The 20,105-nt window shown below is 52.2% G+C and carries 20 protein-coding genes and 3 tRNA genes; 14 read left to right on the top strand and 9 right to left on the bottom strand.

The window, feature by feature from the left end:
- Positions 1-102 precede the first annotated feature (102 nt).
- The gene (gene bglJ / locus RYZ59_RS08895) at positions 103-792 is read left to right on the top strand and encodes a DNA-binding transcriptional activator BglJ (protein ID WP_318047661.1); all 690 of its coding nucleotides are present in this window, start codon (positions 103-105) and stop codon (positions 790-792) included.
- A gap of 37 nt (positions 793-829) precedes the next feature.
- Here the strand turns inward: bglJ and RYZ59_RS08900 are convergent, their stop codons facing one another.
- Positions 830-1,288 (bottom strand): YbaK/EbsC family protein, encoded by a 459-nt coding sequence (locus tag RYZ59_RS08900; RefSeq protein WP_318047659.1) that lies wholly within the window; start codon positions 1,286-1,288, stop codon positions 830-832.
- 365 nt (positions 1,289-1,653) lie between these two features.
- On the opposite strand from RYZ59_RS08900, the gene RYZ59_RS08905 reads away from it, so the two are divergent.
- A complete protein-coding gene (locus RYZ59_RS08905; protein WP_318047657.1) occupies positions 1,654-2,997 on the top strand; it encodes a PTS sugar transporter subunit IIC in 1,344 nt (447 codons plus the stop codon).
- Between the two features lie 30 nt (positions 2,998-3,027).
- Here the strand turns inward: RYZ59_RS08905 and fhuF are convergent, their stop codons facing one another.
- Both fhuF and RYZ59_RS08915 read right to left on the bottom strand, forming a co-directional pair.
- The gene (fhuF, locus tag RYZ59_RS08910; RefSeq protein WP_318047655.1) at positions 3,028-3,816 is read right to left on the bottom strand and encodes a siderophore-iron reductase FhuF; all 789 of its coding nucleotides are present in this window, start codon (positions 3,814-3,816) and stop codon (positions 3,028-3,030) included.
- A gap of 108 nt (positions 3,817-3,924) precedes the next feature.
- Positions 3,925-5,001: a GGDEF domain-containing protein gene (locus RYZ59_RS08915; protein ID WP_318047653.1), complete on the bottom strand. Its 1,077-nt coding sequence runs from the start codon at positions 4,999-5,001 to the stop codon at positions 3,925-3,927.
- Positions 5,002-5,254: 253 nt separating this feature from the next.
- Here RYZ59_RS08915 and RYZ59_RS08920 point away from each other — a divergent pair, with 253 nt between their 5' ends.
- Positions 5,255-5,491, top strand: coding sequence for a DUF1435 domain-containing protein (locus RYZ59_RS08920; protein ID WP_271441714.1), 237 nt, complete (start codon positions 5,255-5,257; stop codon positions 5,489-5,491).
- A 39-nt stretch (positions 5,492-5,530) separates the two neighbouring features.
- Here the strand turns inward: RYZ59_RS08920 and RYZ59_RS08925 are convergent.
- From RYZ59_RS08925 to rsmC, 4 genes are all read right to left on the bottom strand, one after another.
- Positions 5,531-5,616: transfer RNA gene (locus RYZ59_RS08925), tRNA-Leu, on the bottom strand.
- A gap of 33 nt (positions 5,617-5,649) precedes the next feature.
- A tRNA-Leu gene (locus RYZ59_RS08930) sits at positions 5,650-5,735 on the bottom strand.
- A 28-nt stretch (positions 5,736-5,763) separates the two neighbouring features.
- Positions 5,764-5,850, bottom strand: a tRNA-Leu gene (locus RYZ59_RS08935).
- 177 nt (positions 5,851-6,027) lie between these two features.
- Positions 6,028-7,059 carry a 16S rRNA (guanine(1207)-N(2))-methyltransferase RsmC gene (rsmC, locus tag RYZ59_RS08940; protein ID WP_318047650.1) on the bottom strand — a complete coding sequence of 344 codons (1,032 nt, stop codon included), beginning with the start codon at positions 7,057-7,059 and terminating at the stop codon, positions 6,028-6,030.
- A gap of 102 nt (positions 7,060-7,161) precedes the next feature.
- Between rsmC and holD the strand changes: the two genes are divergently transcribed.
- The 8 genes from holD to RYZ59_RS08980 all read left to right on the top strand — a co-directional run bounded on the left by holD (position 7,162) and on the right by RYZ59_RS08980 (position 13,662).
- A complete protein-coding gene (gene holD, locus RYZ59_RS08945; protein WP_318047648.1) occupies positions 7,162-7,575 on the top strand; it encodes a DNA polymerase III subunit psi in 414 nt (137 codons plus the stop codon).
- A complete protein-coding gene (gene rimI, locus RYZ59_RS08950) occupies positions 7,544-7,990 on the top strand; it encodes a ribosomal protein S18-alanine N-acetyltransferase (RefSeq protein ID WP_271441712.1) in 447 nt (148 codons plus the stop codon). Before holD ends, rimI begins: the two co-directional genes overlap by 32 nt.
- A gap of 17 nt (positions 7,991-8,007) precedes the next feature.
- The gene (yjjG, locus tag RYZ59_RS08955) at positions 8,008-8,685 is read left to right on the top strand and encodes a pyrimidine 5'-nucleotidase (protein ID WP_170974406.1); all 678 of its coding nucleotides are present in this window, start codon (positions 8,008-8,010) and stop codon (positions 8,683-8,685) included.
- A gap of 92 nt (positions 8,686-8,777) precedes the next feature.
- Positions 8,778-10,367, top strand: a complete 1,590-nt coding sequence (gene prfC / locus RYZ59_RS08960) for a peptide chain release factor 3 (protein WP_016151601.1) — start codon at positions 8,778-8,780, stop codon at positions 10,365-10,367.
- 298 nt (positions 10,368-10,665) lie between these two features.
- Positions 10,666-11,283 (top strand): molecular chaperone OsmY, encoded by a 618-nt coding sequence (gene osmY, locus RYZ59_RS08965; protein ID WP_137383807.1) that lies wholly within the window; start codon positions 10,666-10,668, stop codon positions 11,281-11,283.
- Positions 11,284-11,411: 128 nt separating this feature from the next.
- Positions 11,412-11,573 (top strand): DUF1328 domain-containing protein, encoded by a 162-nt coding sequence (locus tag RYZ59_RS08970; RefSeq protein ID WP_003019081.1) that lies wholly within the window; start codon positions 11,412-11,414, stop codon positions 11,571-11,573.
- Positions 11,574-11,815: 242 nt separating this feature from the next.
- Positions 11,816-12,889, top strand: a complete 1,074-nt coding sequence (locus RYZ59_RS08975; RefSeq protein WP_318047644.1) for a patatin family protein — start codon at positions 11,816-11,818, stop codon at positions 12,887-12,889.
- Positions 12,886-13,662 (top strand): metal-dependent hydrolase, encoded by a 777-nt coding sequence (locus RYZ59_RS08980; protein ID WP_318047642.1) that lies wholly within the window; start codon positions 12,886-12,888, stop codon positions 13,660-13,662. Before RYZ59_RS08975 ends, RYZ59_RS08980 begins: the two co-directional genes overlap by 4 nt.
- A 130-nt stretch (positions 13,663-13,792) precedes the next feature.
- Here RYZ59_RS08980 and RYZ59_RS08985 read toward each other — a convergent pair whose 3' ends face one another.
- Together RYZ59_RS08985 and RYZ59_RS08990 are read right to left on the bottom strand one after the other, a co-directional pair.
- The gene (locus RYZ59_RS08985; RefSeq protein WP_318047640.1) at positions 13,793-14,656 is read right to left on the bottom strand and encodes a YjjW family glycine radical enzyme activase; all 864 of its coding nucleotides are present in this window, start codon (positions 14,654-14,656) and stop codon (positions 13,793-13,795) included.
- Complete coding sequence (locus RYZ59_RS08990; protein ID WP_318047639.1) at positions 14,628-16,178, bottom strand: YjjI family glycine radical enzyme; 1,551 nt, start codon at positions 16,176-16,178, stop codon at positions 14,628-14,630. The genes RYZ59_RS08985 and RYZ59_RS08990 overlap by 29 nt, the downstream gene beginning before the upstream one ends.
- 261 nt (positions 16,179-16,439) lie before the next feature.
- On the opposite strand from RYZ59_RS08990, the gene deoC reads away from it, so the two are divergent.
- The 3 genes from deoC (at position 16,440) to deoB (ending at position 19,923) form a co-directional block, all read left to right on the top strand.
- A complete protein-coding gene (deoC, locus tag RYZ59_RS08995) occupies positions 16,440-17,219 on the top strand; it encodes a deoxyribose-phosphate aldolase (RefSeq protein WP_217501068.1) in 780 nt (259 codons plus the stop codon).
- Positions 17,220-17,325: 106 nt separating this feature from the next.
- On the top strand, positions 17,326-18,648 hold the full coding sequence (gene deoA / locus RYZ59_RS09000) for a thymidine phosphorylase (RefSeq protein ID WP_318047636.1): 1,323 nt from the start codon (positions 17,326-17,328) through the stop codon (positions 18,646-18,648).
- Positions 18,649-18,699: 51 nt separating this feature from the next.
- Entirely contained in the window at positions 18,700-19,923 is a 1,224-nt protein-coding gene (deoB, locus tag RYZ59_RS09005; RefSeq protein WP_042312511.1) for a phosphopentomutase, read from the top strand.
- Positions 19,924-20,105: the final 182 nt, after the last annotated feature.

A 20,105-nucleotide genomic window follows, 5' to 3' on the forward strand; every position in this document is an offset into this window, starting at 1 on the left:
AGCTGATAGAAACAGAAGCCACTGGAGCACCTCAAAAACACCATCATACACTAAATCAGTAAGTTGGCAGCATCACCCTTCAGTTTATGGAGAGACCACGGAATGGAAGACAGAAGTATCAAAAGAAATGTCGCACTGGTAGAAAAGTGCGTAATGAGCAGCGTGGGTATTTATAATTTATTTAATGCCAGACCGAACAACCAATACCAACTTCATCTCTTTTCACGGCAGCCAGCCTTCAGCCAGGCGATGTCACAGACGTCATTTTCCGCGGTTTTTTTTTCACTTTCTGCGAAAAGAACCGATCGCCGCGCCGGACTGGCTTACCTGACGGAGCTGGCGGTGAAACACCCTCGCATCAAGCGGGTAGTCATTGCCGATGATGATGATGAAGCGCGGCTAATTGGCTCGCTGTCACCATCACCACTGGATGCCGTGATTAGCAAAGCATCCACGCTAAGTATGTTACAGGAAGAATTATTTGCAGCACTGGATTGTGCCAGAGGGGAAACAGAAGACACGAAGAAACTCTGGTATATCAATCAATGCCGTATGCTTAGCCTAACCGAGCGCGAAATTCTGCGCTATATGTCGAATGGCTATTCGATGCTGCAGATCGCAATTGAGCTTGAGCGAAACATTAAAACGATTCGCGCGCATAAATTTAATGTAATGTCCAAACTGGGCGTTAGTTCGGATGCCGGATTACTGGATGCTGCCGATATTCTGCTGCATGTACGCTCTGCAGAACCGTCATCTTTTCGTCGTACTGCCCCGTTATGGCGCGCTTGAGAAGAGGCGTAGTTATTGGCATGGAAAGATAAATCGATCACTGGCACACATCAACCCAGGTTGCCGCAGTCAGTTCTGCTATTCTCTCTGGCGTGATGCGAACCGCGCTGTGAGTGGCTCCAGCCGCAGGGAGCACTTCAGTGTAGTGTTTCAACGAGACATCACAGTACACCGATATGGGTGTCTCCAGGCCGAAAGGACATACGCCTCCTACGGGATGACCTGTTGCGATGACCACTTCATCGCTACTCAGCATGCGCGCTTTGGCACCAAACGTATTTTTCAGTTTTTTATTATCGAGGCGAGCATCTCCTCTGGCGACGACCAGGATAATGTCGTTTTTCACCTTGAGTGACAGCGTTTTTGCTATCTGCCCTGGTTCGACGTTATGGGCTTTTGCGGCCAGATCGACGGTGGCGGTGCTTTGATCTAATTCGATGATTTCAATATCTGGCGCATGTTGCGCTAAAAACTGCCGCACTGATTGCAAACTCACTCTTTTCTCCCTCTCGCTTATCCGCAGCCCTGTATAGCAGAAAACCGCCTGGCGTAATTTGTCATAGGGGCAGCGTTACTGTAAATATTTTATTGTAACAACATAGCAACATTGGCAGTTTTTCGATCACCTTCACAATCAAAGAAACCGGTTACAGTAACCGGTTGCAGAATGCTGAAATGGCGATTAATACTGAAGCTGTCACTTCCTCTGTATCACATAATAAGAGCCATCTATGAAACTTAACTTTAATAGCGGTAGCGCGGGCGTCCATCCCGGCACGGTTGCGAAAAGGGGTAATGGGCCTTACGTGGTGGTGTTGATACCAGCACATGTACAGGGTTTCGCACAACAGGAGAGCGGCTATGTCTACTAACCATGCTGTGTTTAATGTGATTTTCCGCTTTGTTGAAAACTACGTTAGCCCTGTCGCCGGGCGCATTTCTTCACAACGCCATGTGATGGCAATACGTGATGGTTTCATTTCGGCGATGCCGTTTATGATTGTAGGATCTTTTCTGCTGGTTTTTGCCTATCCGCCGTTTTCGCCGGATACCACCTGGGGATTTGCCCGCGCATGGCTGGATCTGGCAAAACAATTTGAAGGCCAGATACTCACGCCGTTTGATATGACGATGGGGATCATGTCGGTCTATATATGTGCCGCCATTGCTTATAACCTGGGTAAACACTATGTGAAGTCGCATCAGCTGGATCCATTTATGTGCGCGATGCTTTCCATCATGGCGTTTTTGCTGATTGCCGCACCGAAAACCAAAGGTACGATGCCGGTTGATAGCCTGGGAGGGACGGGGATTTTCACCGCGATCCTCGTGGCGATTTATTGCGTTGAAATGATGCGCTTCCTGAAGGCGCACAACATCGGGATCCGCTTGCCCGATCAAGTGCCGCCGATGATCAAAAACTCATTTGATCTCCTGATCCCAGTACTGGTTGTGGTACTGACGCTGTACCCGCTGAGCCTGGTGATACAGTCGCAGTTTAATATGCTGATCCCTCAGGCCATTATGGCCATCTTTAAACCGCTGGTGTCTGCTGCCGATTCTCTTCCGGCGATACTGCTGGCGGTATTGATAGGCCACTTGCTGTGGTTTGCCGGGATTCACGGGGCGGCGATTGTGTCCGGGATGCTGCAAATGTTCTGGCTGACCAACCTCGGCATGAACCAATCTGCGCTGGCGCAGGGCGCGCCGTTACCGCATATCTTTATGGAAGCATTCTGGACGTTCTTCATCGTCGTGGGGGGATCGGGGGCGACGATGGGACTGGTGATTTGCTATCTGCGTAGTCGTTCGGCTCATCTACGCTCGATTGGGCGTCTGAGCGTAGTCCCCAGCATTTTTAATATTAACGAACCGGTGATTTTTGGTACGCCGATAGTGATGAATCCGGTGTTCTTTATTCCGTTCCTGCTTGCGCCGATGGTGAATGCCGTACTGGCCTGGGCGGCGATGAAGCTGGATTTGATTGGCCGCGTAATTTCTGTAGTTCCCTGGACCGCCCCGGCCCCGGTGGGGGCGGCATGGGCATTAGGCTGGGATTATCGTGCGGCGATCCTGGTGATCGTGTTGGCGCTGGTTTCTGCCATCATCTACTTCCCATTCTTTAAGGTCTATGAGAAGCAACTGTTGGCGCAGGAAAAAGAAGAAGCTCAGCGGATAGAAGAGGAAAATCAGCAGGTCGCGTAATCGTGCAGGCGAGGGGCTGTGGCTCCTCGCTTACTTTAACGTGCAGTCACCGCATTGCTGAACATCGGGCAAGCGATAGCGTTGACAGCAGGTTCTGCGTACTAACAGTCCCTCACGTGGAACGACGGTACGCCACAACGGATTATCCTGGCCACTGGATAGCTGTTTCTCAAAGAAGCAGGTTTGACGCAATGTTGTCAGCAGTTCTTCGCCTAACAGCGGCTTCATTTCCGTTAAATACCAGTGGATGAGATACCCGGTATTGCTCCAGATAAGTTTCGCGTTGATCTCACCCGTTGATTCCAGCGCCTGAACAACCGGTGTCAGGGCTGACAAAATCAGCGTTTCCATACGTTGCTGCGGTGAGAGTGCCGTGGTCTGGTGATCCTGATGTACATCTATCCAGAAACATGCGGCACGCCCGGTTTCGTGAAACTCCACATGCATATGTTCCGGCGCGACATCAATGGCTTCTTTTTGCGTCAGCAGAGCCACCATAAGCGGGGGCATCATCAGGCCGATATACCATTGCGCCCAGAGGGAGATCAGCGGTTTATTTTCGCGTACTAACGTGGGCTGGTTGCGGTAGATGTGGTCTGAATAAACGGCCAGAAGCGAACTTAGCGTTGTCGGTTGCGTCCATTCATGTAATGTCATTGCCCCTTGAGGCGGGGTTTCGTCAAGGCGAATGAAATCCAGCAAGTGTTCGCGGGTTTGGGCGATGGTCGCACGCACGGAAGCCGCCAGCGAGGGCATCTCTGCAGGGAGATGGCTGTGCCAGATGACATCTTCAACGATGGGTGCGGAACGGTAAGCCATGGCGATATAAGGATGTTAATCTAAATGATAATGATTTCTAATCCTATAGGCGAGGGTAAATGATGGCAAGATCTTTGTCGCAATATCGGGCCGTTCCGCACGGAAAACTCAGGAAGAGGTGCAGTTTATCCGCAGCTCATCGCTGACAAGGGTGTTGTTTCGCCCCATATTCTTGGCCTCATAAAGCGCTTTGTCTGCTCTGGTAATCGCGGAGTCAATATCCTGATCCACTAAAGGCGCAATGCCAATGCTGACCGTCACATTGGTTGCTACGCTCTCATTAAACATATGAGGAATCTTAAGGTCGTATACTTTCTGGCGGATGCGCTCGGCTGCGGCCTGCGCCTGCTGGGGATCGACGGCAGTCAGTAATACCATAAATTCTTCGCCACCAAAACGTGCGACCACATCCCGGGAGCGTACGGAATCACGAATCGCGGCAGAAACGCGAATCAGCGCCTGATCGCCCATCATGTGTCCGTAATGGTCGTTATAGGCTTTGAAATGATCGATATCCAGCAATAAGACGTAATGCTTTGCGTTGCTCAGTGCCAGCAACGTATCGAGTCGGTGTTGCAGCCCACGACGGTTATACAGTCCCGTCAGCGGATCGAGCATACTGAGGCCGTTCAGGGTTTCTCGCTCTTCCAGCAGTTTGTACATCAGCTGTTGGGCAAAGCCGTCGTAGCGCTTTTGGATCACATGTTGAATGGCAATCCCGGCCATAGGCAACGCCATAAAATAGAAAATTCGCAGACCATGCTCGCTACCGTTAAGCCATAAGCAGACGATGACTGAGGGTAGCGAATGTAGCGTAAAGGCGATGATATTGTTGGCAAAAGCGATAGAGCCAATAAACAGCACGCTGAGAAGTGCAATTAACAGAAAATAATAATCATTATTACCCAGTGTTGTGAATTTCAACACAATATGGGCTGCCCACAACAAGCCGAAAATGATTGAAATAAAAGGAAGATTAATTCTTTTATTCACATATTTCCCATGCCATGCCAACAGCAATGTACTGGCGGCCAGGATGAGCAACGCCGGGACAGATACGGCTTTGACGGCAAAAAGTGGGAAAACAAGCGTAAACAGCGCGGAGACTGCATTGAGAAGCAGAAACAGACGTAAAGAAAGTTGATATTTCTTAGTGCGCAGAGTTCGCCAGGATTGTACTGTCATAGGTAAATATTGTTATTTATCTGCAATATACGAAGGTGTGTTTGTAAGGAAAAAATGATGAGCGAAAAATCATTTGTTCAGGTCGTTATTGTTTTTTGATGAAAAGCTAACCGGCGAGCAATTTATCACCTTAAACTATTTATGTCATCAATCGTTAAGTAAAACTCATAGAATTGATAGCCTTTCCTGGCTGACAAATGAGAAAATTTATCATATGATATTGGTTATCATTATCAATTTCATAGGTGAAACCATGTTGCAACGTGCGCTGGGCAGTGGATGGGGGGTTTTGCTGCCGGGGATCGTGATTGCCGGGCTGGCATTTACTGACCTGTCACTCGACGCATGGAAGGCGATGATTGTATTAGGACTGCTGCTGACTTCGCTAATGCTGTACCACAAACGTTTACGGCATTTCGTTTTGTTGCCTTCATGTGCAGCACTGATCGGCGGTATTGTTCTGGTGATGATGAATGCGAATCAGGGATGAGTAACACAGAGAAGAAAACCGAAAGGAAAATAAGATAATTGGTGCGAGGGGGGGGACTCGAACCCCCACATCCTAAGGACACTAACACCTGAAGCTAGCGCGTCTACCAATTCCGCCACCTTCGCACAGTCATCTTATTTTTTTTGATATTGCCTCGTTGGTGCGAGGGGGGGGACTCGAACCCCCACATCCTAAGGACACTAACACCTGAAGCTAGCGCGTCTACCAATTCCGCCACCTTCGCACAGTGCGAGCAATATCAACGTGGATTATGGTGCGAGGGGGGGGACTTGAACCCCCACGTCCGAAAGGACACTAACACCTGAAGCTAGCGCGTCTACCAATTCCGCCACCTTCGCATACCATCGACACTCAAAAAGTATCGTTACCACGGAGGCGCATTCTAGTTGTTTTCATCTTTTCGTCAATAGTTAATTGCCCAGGACGCATTTAATTGATGTAAAAATGGGCGCTAGCCGGCGTTGCTCGGTGTCACGCCGGATGGCGGCATAAACGCCTTATCCGGCGTACATCCGTTAGGCTTTTTTCGCCTGACGCGTCATGATGGTACGATAAACCTTGAAACGACCGGTCTGCGCGATAACTTCATGGAAGCCAAACACCTCATCCAGCACCTTCGGATACGGCAGGAAGGCGTTGGCCACGATACGCAGCTCACCGCCGCTGTTCAGGTGACGAACCGCCCCGCGAATCAGCGTTTGCGCGGCATCAAGGCTGGTCTGCATGCCATCGTGGAACGGTGGGTTAGAGATGATCATATCGAAGCGGCCCGCCACGTCAGAAAAGACGTTACTGGCAATTACGTCACCTTCAATACCGTTGGCCGCAAGCGTTGCGCGACTGGCTTCAACCGCGGATGCGCTGACATCGCACAGGGTCAGGCGAACTTTCGGCGAGTGGCTGGCTAAGGCGACGGAGAGCACGCCAGCGCCACAACCGACATCCAGAACCTTGCCTTTAGTGTGCGGCGTCAGCGTTGAGAGCAGCAGCTGGCTGCCGACATCCAGGCCGTCGCGGCTAAATACGCCAGGTAAGGTTTTGATGGTCAGATTGTCGACGGTGTATTCATCCCAATATTTTTCTGCATCAAAAACGGGCTGTTTTTCCAGGCGTCCATGATAAAGACCGCAGCGACGGGCGCTGTCGACTTTATTCAGCGGTGCGTATTCGGCCAGCATCTGCTCTGCGCTGCGTACACCGCTGCGGTTCTCACCGACAACAAAAATATCGGTGCCGACGGGTAACAGCGACAGAATATTCATCAGCTGGAACTGGGCTTCCGGCTTATTCTTCGGCCAGTAGTAGATCAGCGTATCGCTGTCAGCAACATCATCGGCCTTTGCGATGAGGCTAAAGCGGACGTTATCACCCATTTGGCGGTTCAGTACCTGCCAATGGTGCAATTGCTGAGTATGCGCACGGCTGGCGGCGCTTGCGAATTGGGCTGGCAGGTCATCCTGCAAATCACCGGCAAACAGAATACGGCTTTGTTCGAAATCATCACTGTGGCGCAGCAAGACTTCACTTGCCGGGGTAAAAGCAGACATGGAGTGCTCCTTAAATTGTACAGCGGGGGATTATAGTTGTTTGATGGCGCGGATTCGACAAATTTGCTATATTTGCGCCCCTGATTACAGGAGTGTTTCGCTATGACATCCCGACGAGACTGGCAGTTACAGCAACTGGGCATTACGCAGTGGTCGCTGCGCCGTCCTGGCGCGCTGCGGGGCGAGATCGCGATTTCAATTCCTGCGCATGTCCGTTTGGTGATGGTTGCTGCACAGTTACCCGCGCTAACCGAACCGTTAATGAGTGATATTTTACACGCATTGACCGTGAGCCCGGATCAGGTTTTACAACTGACGCCTGACCGCGTCGCCATGCTGCCGCAAGGTAGCCGCTGTAATAGCTGGCGGCTGGGAACCACAGAGCCGCTGCTGCTGGAGGGCGCTCAGGTTGAGAGTCCTGCGTTTAATGAATTACGGGATAACCCAGCGGCACGCGCCGCGTTATGGCAACAAATCTGCGCATATGAACACGATTTCTTCCCTCGAACCGACTGATTTACCTGCAGCATTTCAGATTGAAAAACGCGCTCACGCCTTTCCGTGGAGTGAAAAAACATTTGCCAGCAACCAGGGCGATCGTTATCTCAACTTTCAACTGACCGTTGACGGCACGATGGCAGCCTTTGCGATTACGCAGGTCGTGCTGGATGAAGCTACGCTGTTCAACATCGCCGTTGATCCTGATTTTCAGCGCCGGGGCCTGGGGCGTGAGCTGCTGGAATACCTGATCGATGAGCTGGAAAAGCGCGGTATTCTGACGCTGTGGCTTGAGGTTCGTGCCTCGAATGCTGCGGCAATCGCATTGTATGAAAGCCTTGGCTTTAACGAGGCGACGATTCGGCGCAATTACTATCCGACAGCCGATGGTCACGAAGATGCCATCATAATGGCATTGCCAATCAGCATGTAAGACAAGGTGTAATGATGATGAAGTGGGACTGGATTTTCTTTGATGCCGACGAAACGCTGTTTACGTTTGACTCGTTTACCGGCTTACAGCGGATGTTTCTCGACTATAGCATCACCTTTACCGCTGAAGATTTTCAGGACTATCAGGCCGTGAATAAACCGCTGTGGGTGGATTATCAAAACGGCGCAATTACCTCATTACAGCTGCAGCATGCTCGTTTTCAGAGCTGGGCTGAGCGCCTGAAGGTCGAGCCAGGCCAGCTAAACGATGCATTTATTAATGCCATGGCGGAAATCTGTTCGCCGTTACCGGGTGCCGTGTCGCTGCTTAATGCGATTCGCGGTAAAGCAAAGATTGGCATCATTACCAACGGTTTTACTGCATTACAGCAAATCCGCCTTGAACGTACGGGCCTGCGCGACTATTTCGACCTGCTGGTGATTTCTGAGCAGGTGGGAGTGGCAAAACCCGATCCCCGTATTTTTGACCATGCGCTGGCGCAGGCGGGCAACCCTGACCGTTCCCGCGTGCTGATGGTGGGCGACACCGCAGAGTCCGATATTCTTGGTGGCATTAACGCCGGGCTATCCACCTGCTGGCTAAATACGCACCGCCGCGAGCAGCCAGCGGGCATTCAGCCGACCTGGACTGTCGTGTCGTTAAGCGAACTGGAGCAGCTCCTGTGTAAACACTGATTGCCTCCCCCCCATTGATGGGTAAAATAGCCGCAATTTTTCGTTTTCAACTTGCACGGCCCGTTGCCGTGCTTACCTAAGAAGATTTGACTATGACGTTGTCTCCTTATTTGCAAGAGGTGGCCAAACGCCGCACTTTTGCCATTATTTCTCACCCGGATGCCGGTAAAACGACAATTACTGAAAAGGTACTGTTATTCGGACAGGCGATTCAAACCGCCGGTACGGTAAAAGGCCGTGGCTCCAGCCAGCATGCAAAATCTGACTGGATGGAAATGGAAAAGCAGCGTGGTATCTCGATTACCACCTCTGTGATGCAGTTTCCGTATCATGACTGTCTGGTGAACCTGCTGGACACCCCGGGGCACGAAGACTTCTCCGAAGATACCTACCGTACCCTGACGGCGGTGGACTGCTGCCTGATGGTCATCGACGCCGCGAAAGGCGTTGAGGACAGGACCCGTAAACTGATGGAAGTTACCCGTCTGCGCGATACGCCGATCCTGACCTTTATGAACAAACTCGACCGTGACATCCGAGATCCAATGGAGCTGCTGGATGAAGTCGAGAACGAACTGAAAATCGGCTGCGCGCCGATCACCTGGCCGATTGGCTGCGGTAAGTTGTTCAAGGGCGTCTATCACCTGTACAAAGATGAAACGTATCTGTACCAGACCGGTAAAGGCCATACGATTCAGGAAGTGCGCATTGTTAAAGGGCTGAATAACCCTGAACTTGACGCTGCCGTAGGTGAAGACCTGGCGCAGCAGTTGCGCGACGAGCTGGAGCTGGTGCAGGGCGCGTCTAACGAGTTCGATCATGAGCTGTTCCTTGCCGGTGAAATCACCCCGGTCTTCTTCGGTACTGCGCTGGGTAACTTCGGCGTTGATCATATGCTGGATGGCTTAGTGGAGTGGGCGCCTGCGCCGATGCCGCGTAAAACCGACACCCGCGTTGTGGAAGCTTCAGAAGAGAAGTTCACCGGTTTCGTCTTTAAAATTCAGGCCAACATGGACCCGAAACACCGCGACCGTGTCGCTTTCATGCGTGTGGTTTCCGGCAAGTACGAGAAAGGCATGAAAATGCGCCAGGTACGTATTGGTAAAGACGTGGTGATCTCCGATGCGCTGACCTTTATGGCCGGTGACCGTTCTCATGTGGAAGAGGCGTATCCTGGCGATATTCTTGGTCTGCATAACCACGGCACGATCCAGATCGGCGATACCTTTACTCAGGGTGAGATGATGAAGTTCACCGGTATTCCGAACTTCGCACCGGAACTGTTCCGCCGTATCCGTCTGAAAGATCCGTTGAAGCAGAAGCAGTTACTGAAAGGGCTGGTTCAGTTGTCAGAAGAGGGCGCAGTACAGGTTTTCCGTCCGATTGCCAACAACGATCTGATCGTTGGCGCCGTCGGTGTGCTGCAGTTCGACGTGGTAGTTTCTCGTCTGAAGAGCGAATACAACGTTGAAGCAATTTATGAGTCGGTCAACGTGGCGACTGCGCGCTGGGTAGAGTGTTCTGACGTGAAAAAATTCGAAGAATTTAAGCGTAAAAACGAAATTCAGCTGGCGCTGGATGGCGGCGATAACCTCACCTATATCGCGCCGACCATGGTTAACCTGAATCTCACCCAGGAACGTTACCCTGACGTTCAGTTCCGCAAAACGCGCGAACACTAATCGGCCTTCCAGGGTGCGGTATCCGCCGTGCCCTGCAACTTTCCCTGTCTTTTAAATCCCTTGCGGAATGTTCTTAAATCCCCTGTTCTTGTTCGTTTTTTAATCAACTCAGGCATCAGCCGCGAAATCGTGAACTATATTTAACAATGTGATGACATAAATATCGGCTTTTAATGCTCTTCATTAAGCATTTTTCAGCCCCTTTAGCTGATATTTATTTCAGTCACGAGATTCGTTGCTGGTTCTGACCGCTAAGCGGCAGAACATCGCTATAAGCACAACAAACAGGAATACATCGATGACAATGACAGGACTTAAGATTTCTAAAACGCTACTGGCCGTGATGCTGACTTCCGCTGTCGCAACGGGTTCTGCTTATGCAGAAAATGCTACAATGGATAAAGCGCAATCCGGGCTCGAAAGTGCGGGGCAGAAAGTCGATAGCTCTATGAACAAAGTCGGTAATTTCATGGATGACAGCACCCTCACCGCCAAAGTAAAAGCCGCGCTGGTGGACCACGAAAGCATTAAGAGCACCGATATCTCCGTCAAAACGGACCAGAAAGTGGTGACGTTGAGTGGCTTCGTTGAAAGCCAGGCTCAGGCCGAAGAGGCCGTTAAAGTCGCGAAAGGCGTTGAGGGCGTGACCTCCGTTAGCGACAAACTGCACGTGCGTGACAGCAAAAGCACCTCCGTAAAAGGCTATGCCGGTGATACGGCCATCACCAGCGAAGTGAAAGCCAAGCTGCTGGCCGATGACATTGTCCCTTCTCGTAAAGTGAAAGTAGAGACGACCGACGGTGTGGTCCAGCTTTCAGGAACCGTCGATTCACAGGCGCAAAGTGAGCGTGCTGAGAGTATTGCTAAAGCAATTGATGGCGTGAAAAGCGTCAAAAACGACCTCAAAACTCAGTAATTCGACTTAATTCGTCCTCCTGACGTTTGTCGGGAGGCGTATTGTGCACCACACTAAAAATATCGCCGATGAGCTGCCTGAGCGCTCATATCAAGCGGTCGACATTAACTATGGTAAAGGAGAAGCATATGTTTCGATGGGGCATCATATTTCTGGTTATCGCGTTAATTGCCGCCGCTCTGGGATTTGGTGGACTGGCGGGTACTGCAGCAGGCGCTGCAAAAATTGTTTTTGTGGTGGGGATCATCCTGTTTCTGGTCAGCTTGTTCACCGGGCGTAAACGGCCCTAGCGTATCCCCTTTATTCTTCAAGTTGCAGGTGCGTTGGCTACGCGCGCTTACCCGAATCACTTACCAGAGTAAGCTCATCGGGACTCACGCCCTTGCCGCCTTCCTGTAACTCGAATTATGTTGGGGATTAGCTGTAAAGAAAAATTGCTACTAAGCCAGTCCATTGGACTGGCTTTTACGGTTTTAGCGCCGGGCAATTTGCGTTACCTTGTTGCTCTATTACAAAAAACAGGAAGGCAGAGGTGGGGCAGAGAATACCCGTCACGCTCGGTAATATAGCGCCGTTATCGTTACGTCCATTTCAACCAGGCAGTATGGCGCTGGTGTGCGAAGGCGGGGGACAACGGGGGATCTTTACCGCTGGCGTACTGGATGAGTTCATGCGTGCGCAATTTAATCCTTTCGATCTCTTCTACGGGACATCTGCTGGCGCGCAAAATCTGTCGGCCTATCTCTGTAACCAACCCGGCTACGGGCGCAAAGTGATCATGCGCTATACCACCCGACGTGAGTTTTTTGACCCGGTACGATTCGTACGCGGGGGAAATCTCATCGATCTCGACTGGCTGGTGGACTCCACCGCTGCGCAGATGCCGCTGGCGCTGGATAACGCAGAGCGCCTGTTTGAGGCAGGTAAAGCGTTTTATATGTGCGCCTGTCGGGGAGATGACTACACGCCGGACTACTTTTCGCCGAACCGGCACAATTGGCTGGATCTCATTCGCGCATCCAGTGCGATTCCGGGATTTTATCGTTCAGGGGTTGTGTTGGATGGCGTGAACTATCTGGATGGTGGAGTCAGTGATGCCATACCCGTTCAGGAGGCGGCAAAGCAAGGGGCGAAAACGCTGGTGGTTATCCGCACCGTGCCTTCGCAAATGTACTACACCCCACAATGGTTCAAACGTATGGAGCGCTGGTTGGGGGAGAGCAGTCTGCAGCCGCTGGTGAATCTGGTTCAACATCATGAAGCCAGCTACCGCGCTATTCAGCGCTTTATCGAAAAACCGCCGGGCAAGCTGCGTATTTTTGAGATCTACCCACCAAAGCCACTCCATAGTATGGCGCTGGGGAGCCGCATTCCGGCATTGCGTGAAGACTACAAAACCGGACGCCTGTGCGGGCGCTATTTTTTGGCAACGATTGGTAAACTGTTGGCGAAAAACGCGCCGTTGCCTCGTCAGACGCCGAAGATTGTGGTGCCCAGCCCGGTGGTGGTTCCACCAGCCCCCGTTGCCAACGATGCCCATGCGTCTGTTGCGAGCAGCGCGCCCCAGGCCAACGATACGACGTTTAATAATGAGGATCTGGCGTGAGTCCCCGGTTTATCGATACGCATTGCCATTTTGACTTTCCCCCCTTTACCGGCGATGAGCCAGCCAGTATTCAGCGTGCGGCTGACGTCGGTGTGCACCATATTATTGTTCCGGCAACGCAGGCGATGAACTTTTCACGCGTACTGGCGTTAGCGGAAAATTATCCTTCGTTGTATGCCGCGCTGGGCCTGCACCCCATTGTTATTGAAGATCACGGTGATGACAGTCTGGACAGGTTGCAACAGGCATTGGAGCACCGACCGCAGAAGCTGGTAGCGGTCGGTGAGATCGGGCTGGATCTCTGGCGTGACGATCCGCAGTTTGATAAGCAGGAAAGGGTGCTGGAAGCACAGCTTAAGCTGGCGAAGCGTTACGATCTTCCGGTGATCCTCCATTCGCGCCGTACCCATGACAAGCTGGCTATGCATCTTAAACGCCATGATCTCCCGCGAACCGGTGTGGTTCATGGCTTTGCCGGAAGCCTGCAACAGGCAACGCGTTTTGTACAACTGGGGTATAAGCTCGGTGTCGGTGGGACCATCACCTATCCACGCGCCAGCAAAACGCGTGAGGTGATGGCGGCGTTGCCGCTGGAATCGCTGCTGTTGGAAACCGATGCGCCGGATATGCCGCTTAACGGTTTTCAGGGCCAGCCTAATCGTCCTGAGCAGGTGGTTAGAGTTTTTACCGCATTATGCGAACTGCGCGCTGAACCCACAGATGTGATTGCTGAGGTGCTGTATCGCAATACGACGGCGTTGTTTGATGTGTGATTGGATGGCGTATCCGGCCGACAAAAGTGTGCGCTCTGTAGGCCTGATAAGCGAAGCGCATCAGGCATATCTTCGTCGGATGGCAGCTGTGTTTTTTCCGGCCTACAAATGATGTCGTCGCATCCGATAATCACAGGTACAGCGCTGGGAAAATCAAATTATCCACCCCGCGCTCGCGCAATCTTTGCGCCAGGAGTTCCACATCCTCCGGCGATGCACTCGGCCAGTCCTTCGCTTCGCCATACACCCCATGCGCATGAAAGGCATTCAGCCGCACAGGCACGTTACCTAAGCGATGAATAAACGCCGCCAGCGCATCGATATGCTGTAGATAATCCACCTGACCAGGAATCACCAACAGGCGCAGTTCCGCCAGTTTGCCCAGCCCGGACAAAAAGATAATGCTTTTTTTAATCAGCGTGTTATCGCGTCCGGTAAGCTGTCGATGACACGTGCTATCCCAGGCTTTTAGATCGAGCATTGCGCCGTCGCAAACCGGTAGCAGCTTTTGCCAGCCGGTTTCGCTCAGCATGCCGTTGCTGTCCACCAGGCAGGTCAGGTGCTGTAGCTGCGGATCGCTTTTGATCGCGCTAAACAGCGCCACTATAAACGGCAACTGGGTGGTTGCTTCGCCGCCGCTGACCGTCATTCCTTCAATAAACGGCGAGGCTTTACGAACATGCTGTAGCACCTCATCCACGCTCATGGTCAGCGTCATCGGCGTGGCCAGCTGAGGACACATATGCAGGCAGGTATCGCATTGCTGGCAAATATCAGATTGCCACCATACTTTTCCCGCGCTCAGACTTAACGCTTCATGCGGGCAATGCAGCACACATTCCCCGCAATCGTTGCAACGTCCCATCGTCCACGGGTTGTGGCAATTCTTACAGCGCAAATTGCACCCCTGCAGGAACAGGGCCAGGCGACTCCCCGGCCCGTCGACGCAGGAGAAGGGAATCAGCTTACTGACTAAAGCGCATCTGCTGTTCATGGCTGATCACTCGGGGTTGTCGTTGCAGAATACGCGTATTGCGCGCGGCTTCTTCACCCAGCCAGGTGGTGTTGGTGCGAGATCCTTCGGTGCGATATTTTTCCAGATCCGACAGGCGCACCATGTAGCCGGTCACACGGACCAGATCGTTTCCGCTGACGTTGGCGGTAAACTCGCGCATACCGGCTTTAAACGCGCCGAGGCAAAGCTGTACCAGCGCCTGCGGGTTACGTTTGATGGTTTCGTCCAGCGTGAGAATATCGCTGATCCCGGCGTGATAATACGCATGATGCGGCGCGACGGTTTGCAGATGGGTGATGGGATCGGGTTCATCACCGTAAGGCAGGCGAGCGCCCGGCGTGGTGCCGATATCAGAACTGATACCCGACTGCGCATGCAGCATCGCGCGCTGCTTCCAGCCATATTTCACCGGCGTGTTGGCCACAAAGTCAGCGAGCTGGGCGCTAATACGATAACCAAGCTGATTAGCGTACTCATCTTTGCCGTAGCGAGCGTTCTCCCCCGCCTTATCGCACAGCAGGTTTACGGCTTCTGCCAGGCCGTACATGCCAAACATAGGCACAAAACGTTCGGGATCGATCAACCCTTCCTGTACCAGGAAGCTATTCTCAAAGAAATGTGATTTCTCGTAGAGGAATTCACATCGTGAATCAATGATGACGATTTGCTGTTGGCAGTAATGCGGTAGGGTGCGCGTAAAGAAGTCATCGACAGAGGTACTGCGCTCTGCAATGGCTTTCAGATTGAGTCTGACCAGCGTACTTCCACCGCCCGCAAGTGGCAGTGAGTTGTAACAACTGACGACGCCATAGTGGCCTTTTGTGAAAATTTTATCATTTTCAGGACCGTTAGAAATGTGCGGTTTACTGCATTCGCAAATATTTTGCGCGACGTTGAGCAGCAGATCGTCAGGGGTAATTTGCGGATCATAAATAAATGTCAGATTGGGCGAAACCTGCTTTAACTCTGCATCTACGCGTAAAATTGCCCGCGTTACAGGCGTGTCGGCAGGGCCGATATTGGCGTGCATAAACGCATCAGGCAGCGTTCTGTCGAGATAACGCCAGAAACGTTTTATTCGAATATCGATCTCGTCTTGTGTTAGAATTCTAACATACGGTTGCAGCAACGTATCGAGTTGACCGAGGTACACCGGCATCGACGTCACTGACGGAACATGGTGGTAAAGAATGGTGAGTAAGGATAATGCGTCATCGAGATCCTTTGCGCCTTCCAGTTCCAGCCATGATGAACCGTTGGCCAGAAAACGCGCGTAATCGGGTAATACGTAGCGCGGTTTGAACGGAGCATGACCTTCGTACATATCGCAGATAACCCCGTCATCCAGCGCCTGGCGTGCTTGTGCAGGCAGTTGCGGATACGGCAGCGCGTTTTCAGCCTCTAGCGCCAGAAAATGGCGTTTCTGCTCAGGGCTGAGCACTGGACTGGTCACGATTTGTTGGCAGCGCTGTTGCAGCGCGAGTTCGCTTGACGTGGGCATCGTTGATTCCTTTATGTACTGAAGGTTAAGCGTCATTGTAGGAAGCAACGCAGCGCCAACCTTTGATCCGGATGCGCCTGATGTCACCGCATGTCGCCAGGAAAGGTGATTTATTTGAAGTAGATCTCATTAGAGTAATGCAAATCTGTATGTGGTTTTCATTAACTGTGATGTATATCGAAGTGTAATAGCGAGCGGATGTTAGAATACTAACAAACTCGCAAGGTGAAATTTTATACGGCGATGCCGTTGGAGAATGTTATGACCGATTTAACAGCAAGCAGCCTGCGTGCACTGAAACTGATGGACCTGACCACCCTGAATGACGACGACACCAATGAAAAAGTGATCGCGCTGTGTCATCAGGCGAAGACCCCGGTTGGCAACACTGCCGCAATCTGTATCTATCCGCGTTTCATCCCTATTGCGCGTAAGACCCTGAAAGAGCAGGGCACGCCGGACATCCGCATTGCAACCGTAACCAACTTCCCGCATGGCAACGACGACATCGAGATTGCGCTGGCTGAAACCCGCGCGGCGATTGCTTACGGTGCAGATGAAGTTGACGTGGTGTTCCCGTACCGTGCGCTGATCGCCGGTAACGAGCAGATTGGTTTCGATCTGGTTAAAGCCTGCAAAGACGCGTGTGCGGCGGCAAACGTGCTGCTGAAAGTCATCATCGAAACCGGTGAGCTGAAAGAAGAAGCACTGATTCGTAAAGCGTCTGAAATCTCCATCAAAGCCGGTGCTGATTTCATCAAAACCTCTACCGGTAAAGTGCCGGTCAATGCGACGCCGGAAAGCGCACGCATCATGATGGAAGTGATCCGCGACATGGGTGTTTCTAAAACTGTAGGTTTCAAACCGGCTGGCGGTGTGCGCACTGCAGAAGATGCACAGCAGTTCCTGTCGATTGCCGATGAACTGTTTGGCGCTGACTGGGCTGATTCTCGTCACTACCGTTTTGGCGCATCCAGCCTGCTGGCGAGCCTGCTGAAAGCGCTGGGTCATGGTGACGGTAAGAGCGCAAGCAGCTACTAAGTTTTATTGCCCATCGTAGGCCGGATAAGGCGCAAGCCGCCATCCGGCATGAATACGACTTGCCGGGTGGCGCATTGCTTACCCGGCCCATAATCGGGAGGTTCCCTTGTTTCTCGCACAAGAAATTATTCGTAAAAAACGTGATGGTCATGCGCTGAGCGATGAAGAAATTCGTTTCTTTATCAATGGTATTCGCGACAACACCATCTCTGAAGGGCAAATCGCCGCCCTGGCGATGACCATTTTCTTCCACGATATGACAATGCCTGAGCGAGTTTCGCTGACCATGGCAATGCGTGATTCAGGAACCGTGCTGGACTGGAAAAGCCTGCAGCTGAACGGCCCGATTGTGGATAAACACTCCACCGGCGGCGTGGGTGACGTAACATCACTGATGCTAGGCCCGATGGTCGCAGCGTGCGGCGGCTATATTCCGATGATCTCTGGGCGTGGCCTGGGGCATACCGGCGGTACGCTCGATAAACTGGAAGCGATTCCTGGATTTGGCATCTTCCCGGACGACGCGCGTTTCCGTGAAATTATTAAAGACGTGGGTGTAGCGATTATTGGGCAAACCAGCTCGCTCGCACCAGCGGATAAACGTTTTTATGCCACCCGCGATATTACCGCGACGGTGGATTCCATCCCGCTGATTACCGGTTCCATTCTGGCGAAAAAACTGGCGGAAGGGCTGGATGCGCTGGTGATGGATGTGAAAGTGGGCAGCGGCGCCTTTATGCCGACCTACGAGCTTTCTGAAGCTCTCGCTGAAGCGATTGTTGGTGTGGCAAACGGTGCGGGTGTACGTACCACCGCGCTGTTAACCGATATGAACCAGGTGCTGGCCTCCAGCGCAGGTAACGCGGTCGAAGTTCGCGAAGCGGTGCAGTTCCTGACCGGTGAATACCGCAATCCACGTCTGTTAGACGTCACCATGGCGCTGTGCGTGGAAATGCTGATCTCCGGCAATCTGGCGAAAGATGACGCCGAAGCCCGTGCGAAATTGCAGGCCGTACTGGATAACGGTAAAGCGGCAGAAATTTTTGGCCGCATGGTTGCGGCGCAGAAAGGCCCAACCGACTTCGTGGAAAACTATGCGAAGTACCTGCCGACGGCAATGCTCAGCAAAGCGGTATATGCTGATACCGAAGGTTTTGTCAGCGCAATGGATACCCGTGCGCTGGGTATGGCGGTCGTTTCCATGGGCGGCGGTCGTCGTCAGGCTTCGGACACCATTGATTACAGCGTCGGTTTCACCGACATGGCGCGTCTGGGCGACAGTGTAGACGGACAGCGTCCGCTGGCGGTAATCCACGCCAAAGACGAAGCCAGCTGGCAGGAAGCGGCGAAAGCGGTCAAAGCGGCAATCAGCCTTGACGACAAAGCGCCAGAAATTACACCGACAGTCTATCGTCGTATAACCGATTAACTGTATACTGATCTGATCGCTTTTTTGCGGCGCAGATGTATGGAGAACAAGATGAAACGTGCATTTATTATGGTGCTGGACTCCTTTGGTATTGGTGCGACTGAAGATGCGGATCGCTTTGGCGACGTAGGTTCAGACACTATGGGACACATTGCAGAAGCCTGTGCGAAAGGTGAAGCTGACAATGGTCGCAAAGGTCCACTGAATCTGCCTAACCTGACCCGTCTGGGCCTGGTGAAAGCTCACGAAGGTTCTACCGGTAAAATTGCTGCTGGTATGGACGGTAACGCGGAAGTGATTGGTGCCTACGCATGGGCGCATGAACTCTCTTCCGGGAAAGACACGCCGTCTGGCCACTGGGAAATCGCGGGTGTCCCGGTTCTGTTTGACTGGGGATATTTCTCCGATCATGAAAACAGCTTCCCGCAAGAACTGCTGGATAAACTGGTAAAACGTGCCAACCTGCCGGGCTACCTCGGCAACTGTCACTCTTCCGGTACCGTTATTCTGGACCAACTGGGTGAAGAGCATATGAAAACCGGCAAGCCGATTTTCTATACCTCCGCTGACTCCGTGTTCCAGATTGCCTGCCACGAAGAGACGTTTGGCCTGGATAAACTCTACGAGTTGTGCGAAATCGCACGTGAAGAGCTGACCGAAGGTGGTTACAACATCGGTCGCGTTATCGCACGTCCGTTTATCGGTGATAAAGCCGGTAACTTCCAGCGTACCGGTAACCGTCACGACCTGGCCGTTGAGCCGCCAGCACCGACCGTGCTGCAGAAACTGGTCGATGAGAAAAAAGGTCATGTCGTGTCCGTGGGTAAGATTGCGGACATCTACGCGAACTGCGGTATCACTAAAAAAGTGAAAGCCACCGGTCTGGACGCGCTGTTCGACGCTACCATCAAAGAGATGAAAGAAGCGGGTGATGAGACAATCGTCTTCACTAACTTTGTTGATTTTGACTCTTCCTGGGGCCACCGTCGCGATATCGCTGGCTATGCTGCCGGTCTGGAGTTGTTCGACCGCCGTCTGCCTGAGTTGATGGAGCTGGTAGGTGAAGATGACATTCTGATCCTGACCGCTGACCACGGCTGTGACCCGAGCTGGACCGGGACCGACCATACCCGTGAACACATTCCGGTGCTGATTTACGGCCCGAAAGTGAAACCGGGTTCTTTAGGCCACCGTGAAACCTTCGCGGATATCGGTCAGACGCTGGCGAGCTACTTTGGTACGTCGCCGATGGACTACGGTAAAAACATGCTGTAATACCCATTGTCTTTCGCGCTGTCGATGCGTTGACTTCATTCGCTCACCCCGGTCACATAGTGAATCTATGCTCCCGGGGATTCACGAATTCGTCGCCTTTCTACATCGCGAAATCCTTAGGGTATTTCACTGTTTTGCATACGTTTTGTAGGCCTGATAGGCGTAGCCGCCATCAGGCAATA

Source organism: Citrobacter sp. HN-141 (genome assembly GCF_033341895.1).
Taxonomy (GTDB): domain Bacteria; phylum Pseudomonadota; class Gammaproteobacteria; order Enterobacterales; family Enterobacteriaceae; genus Citrobacter.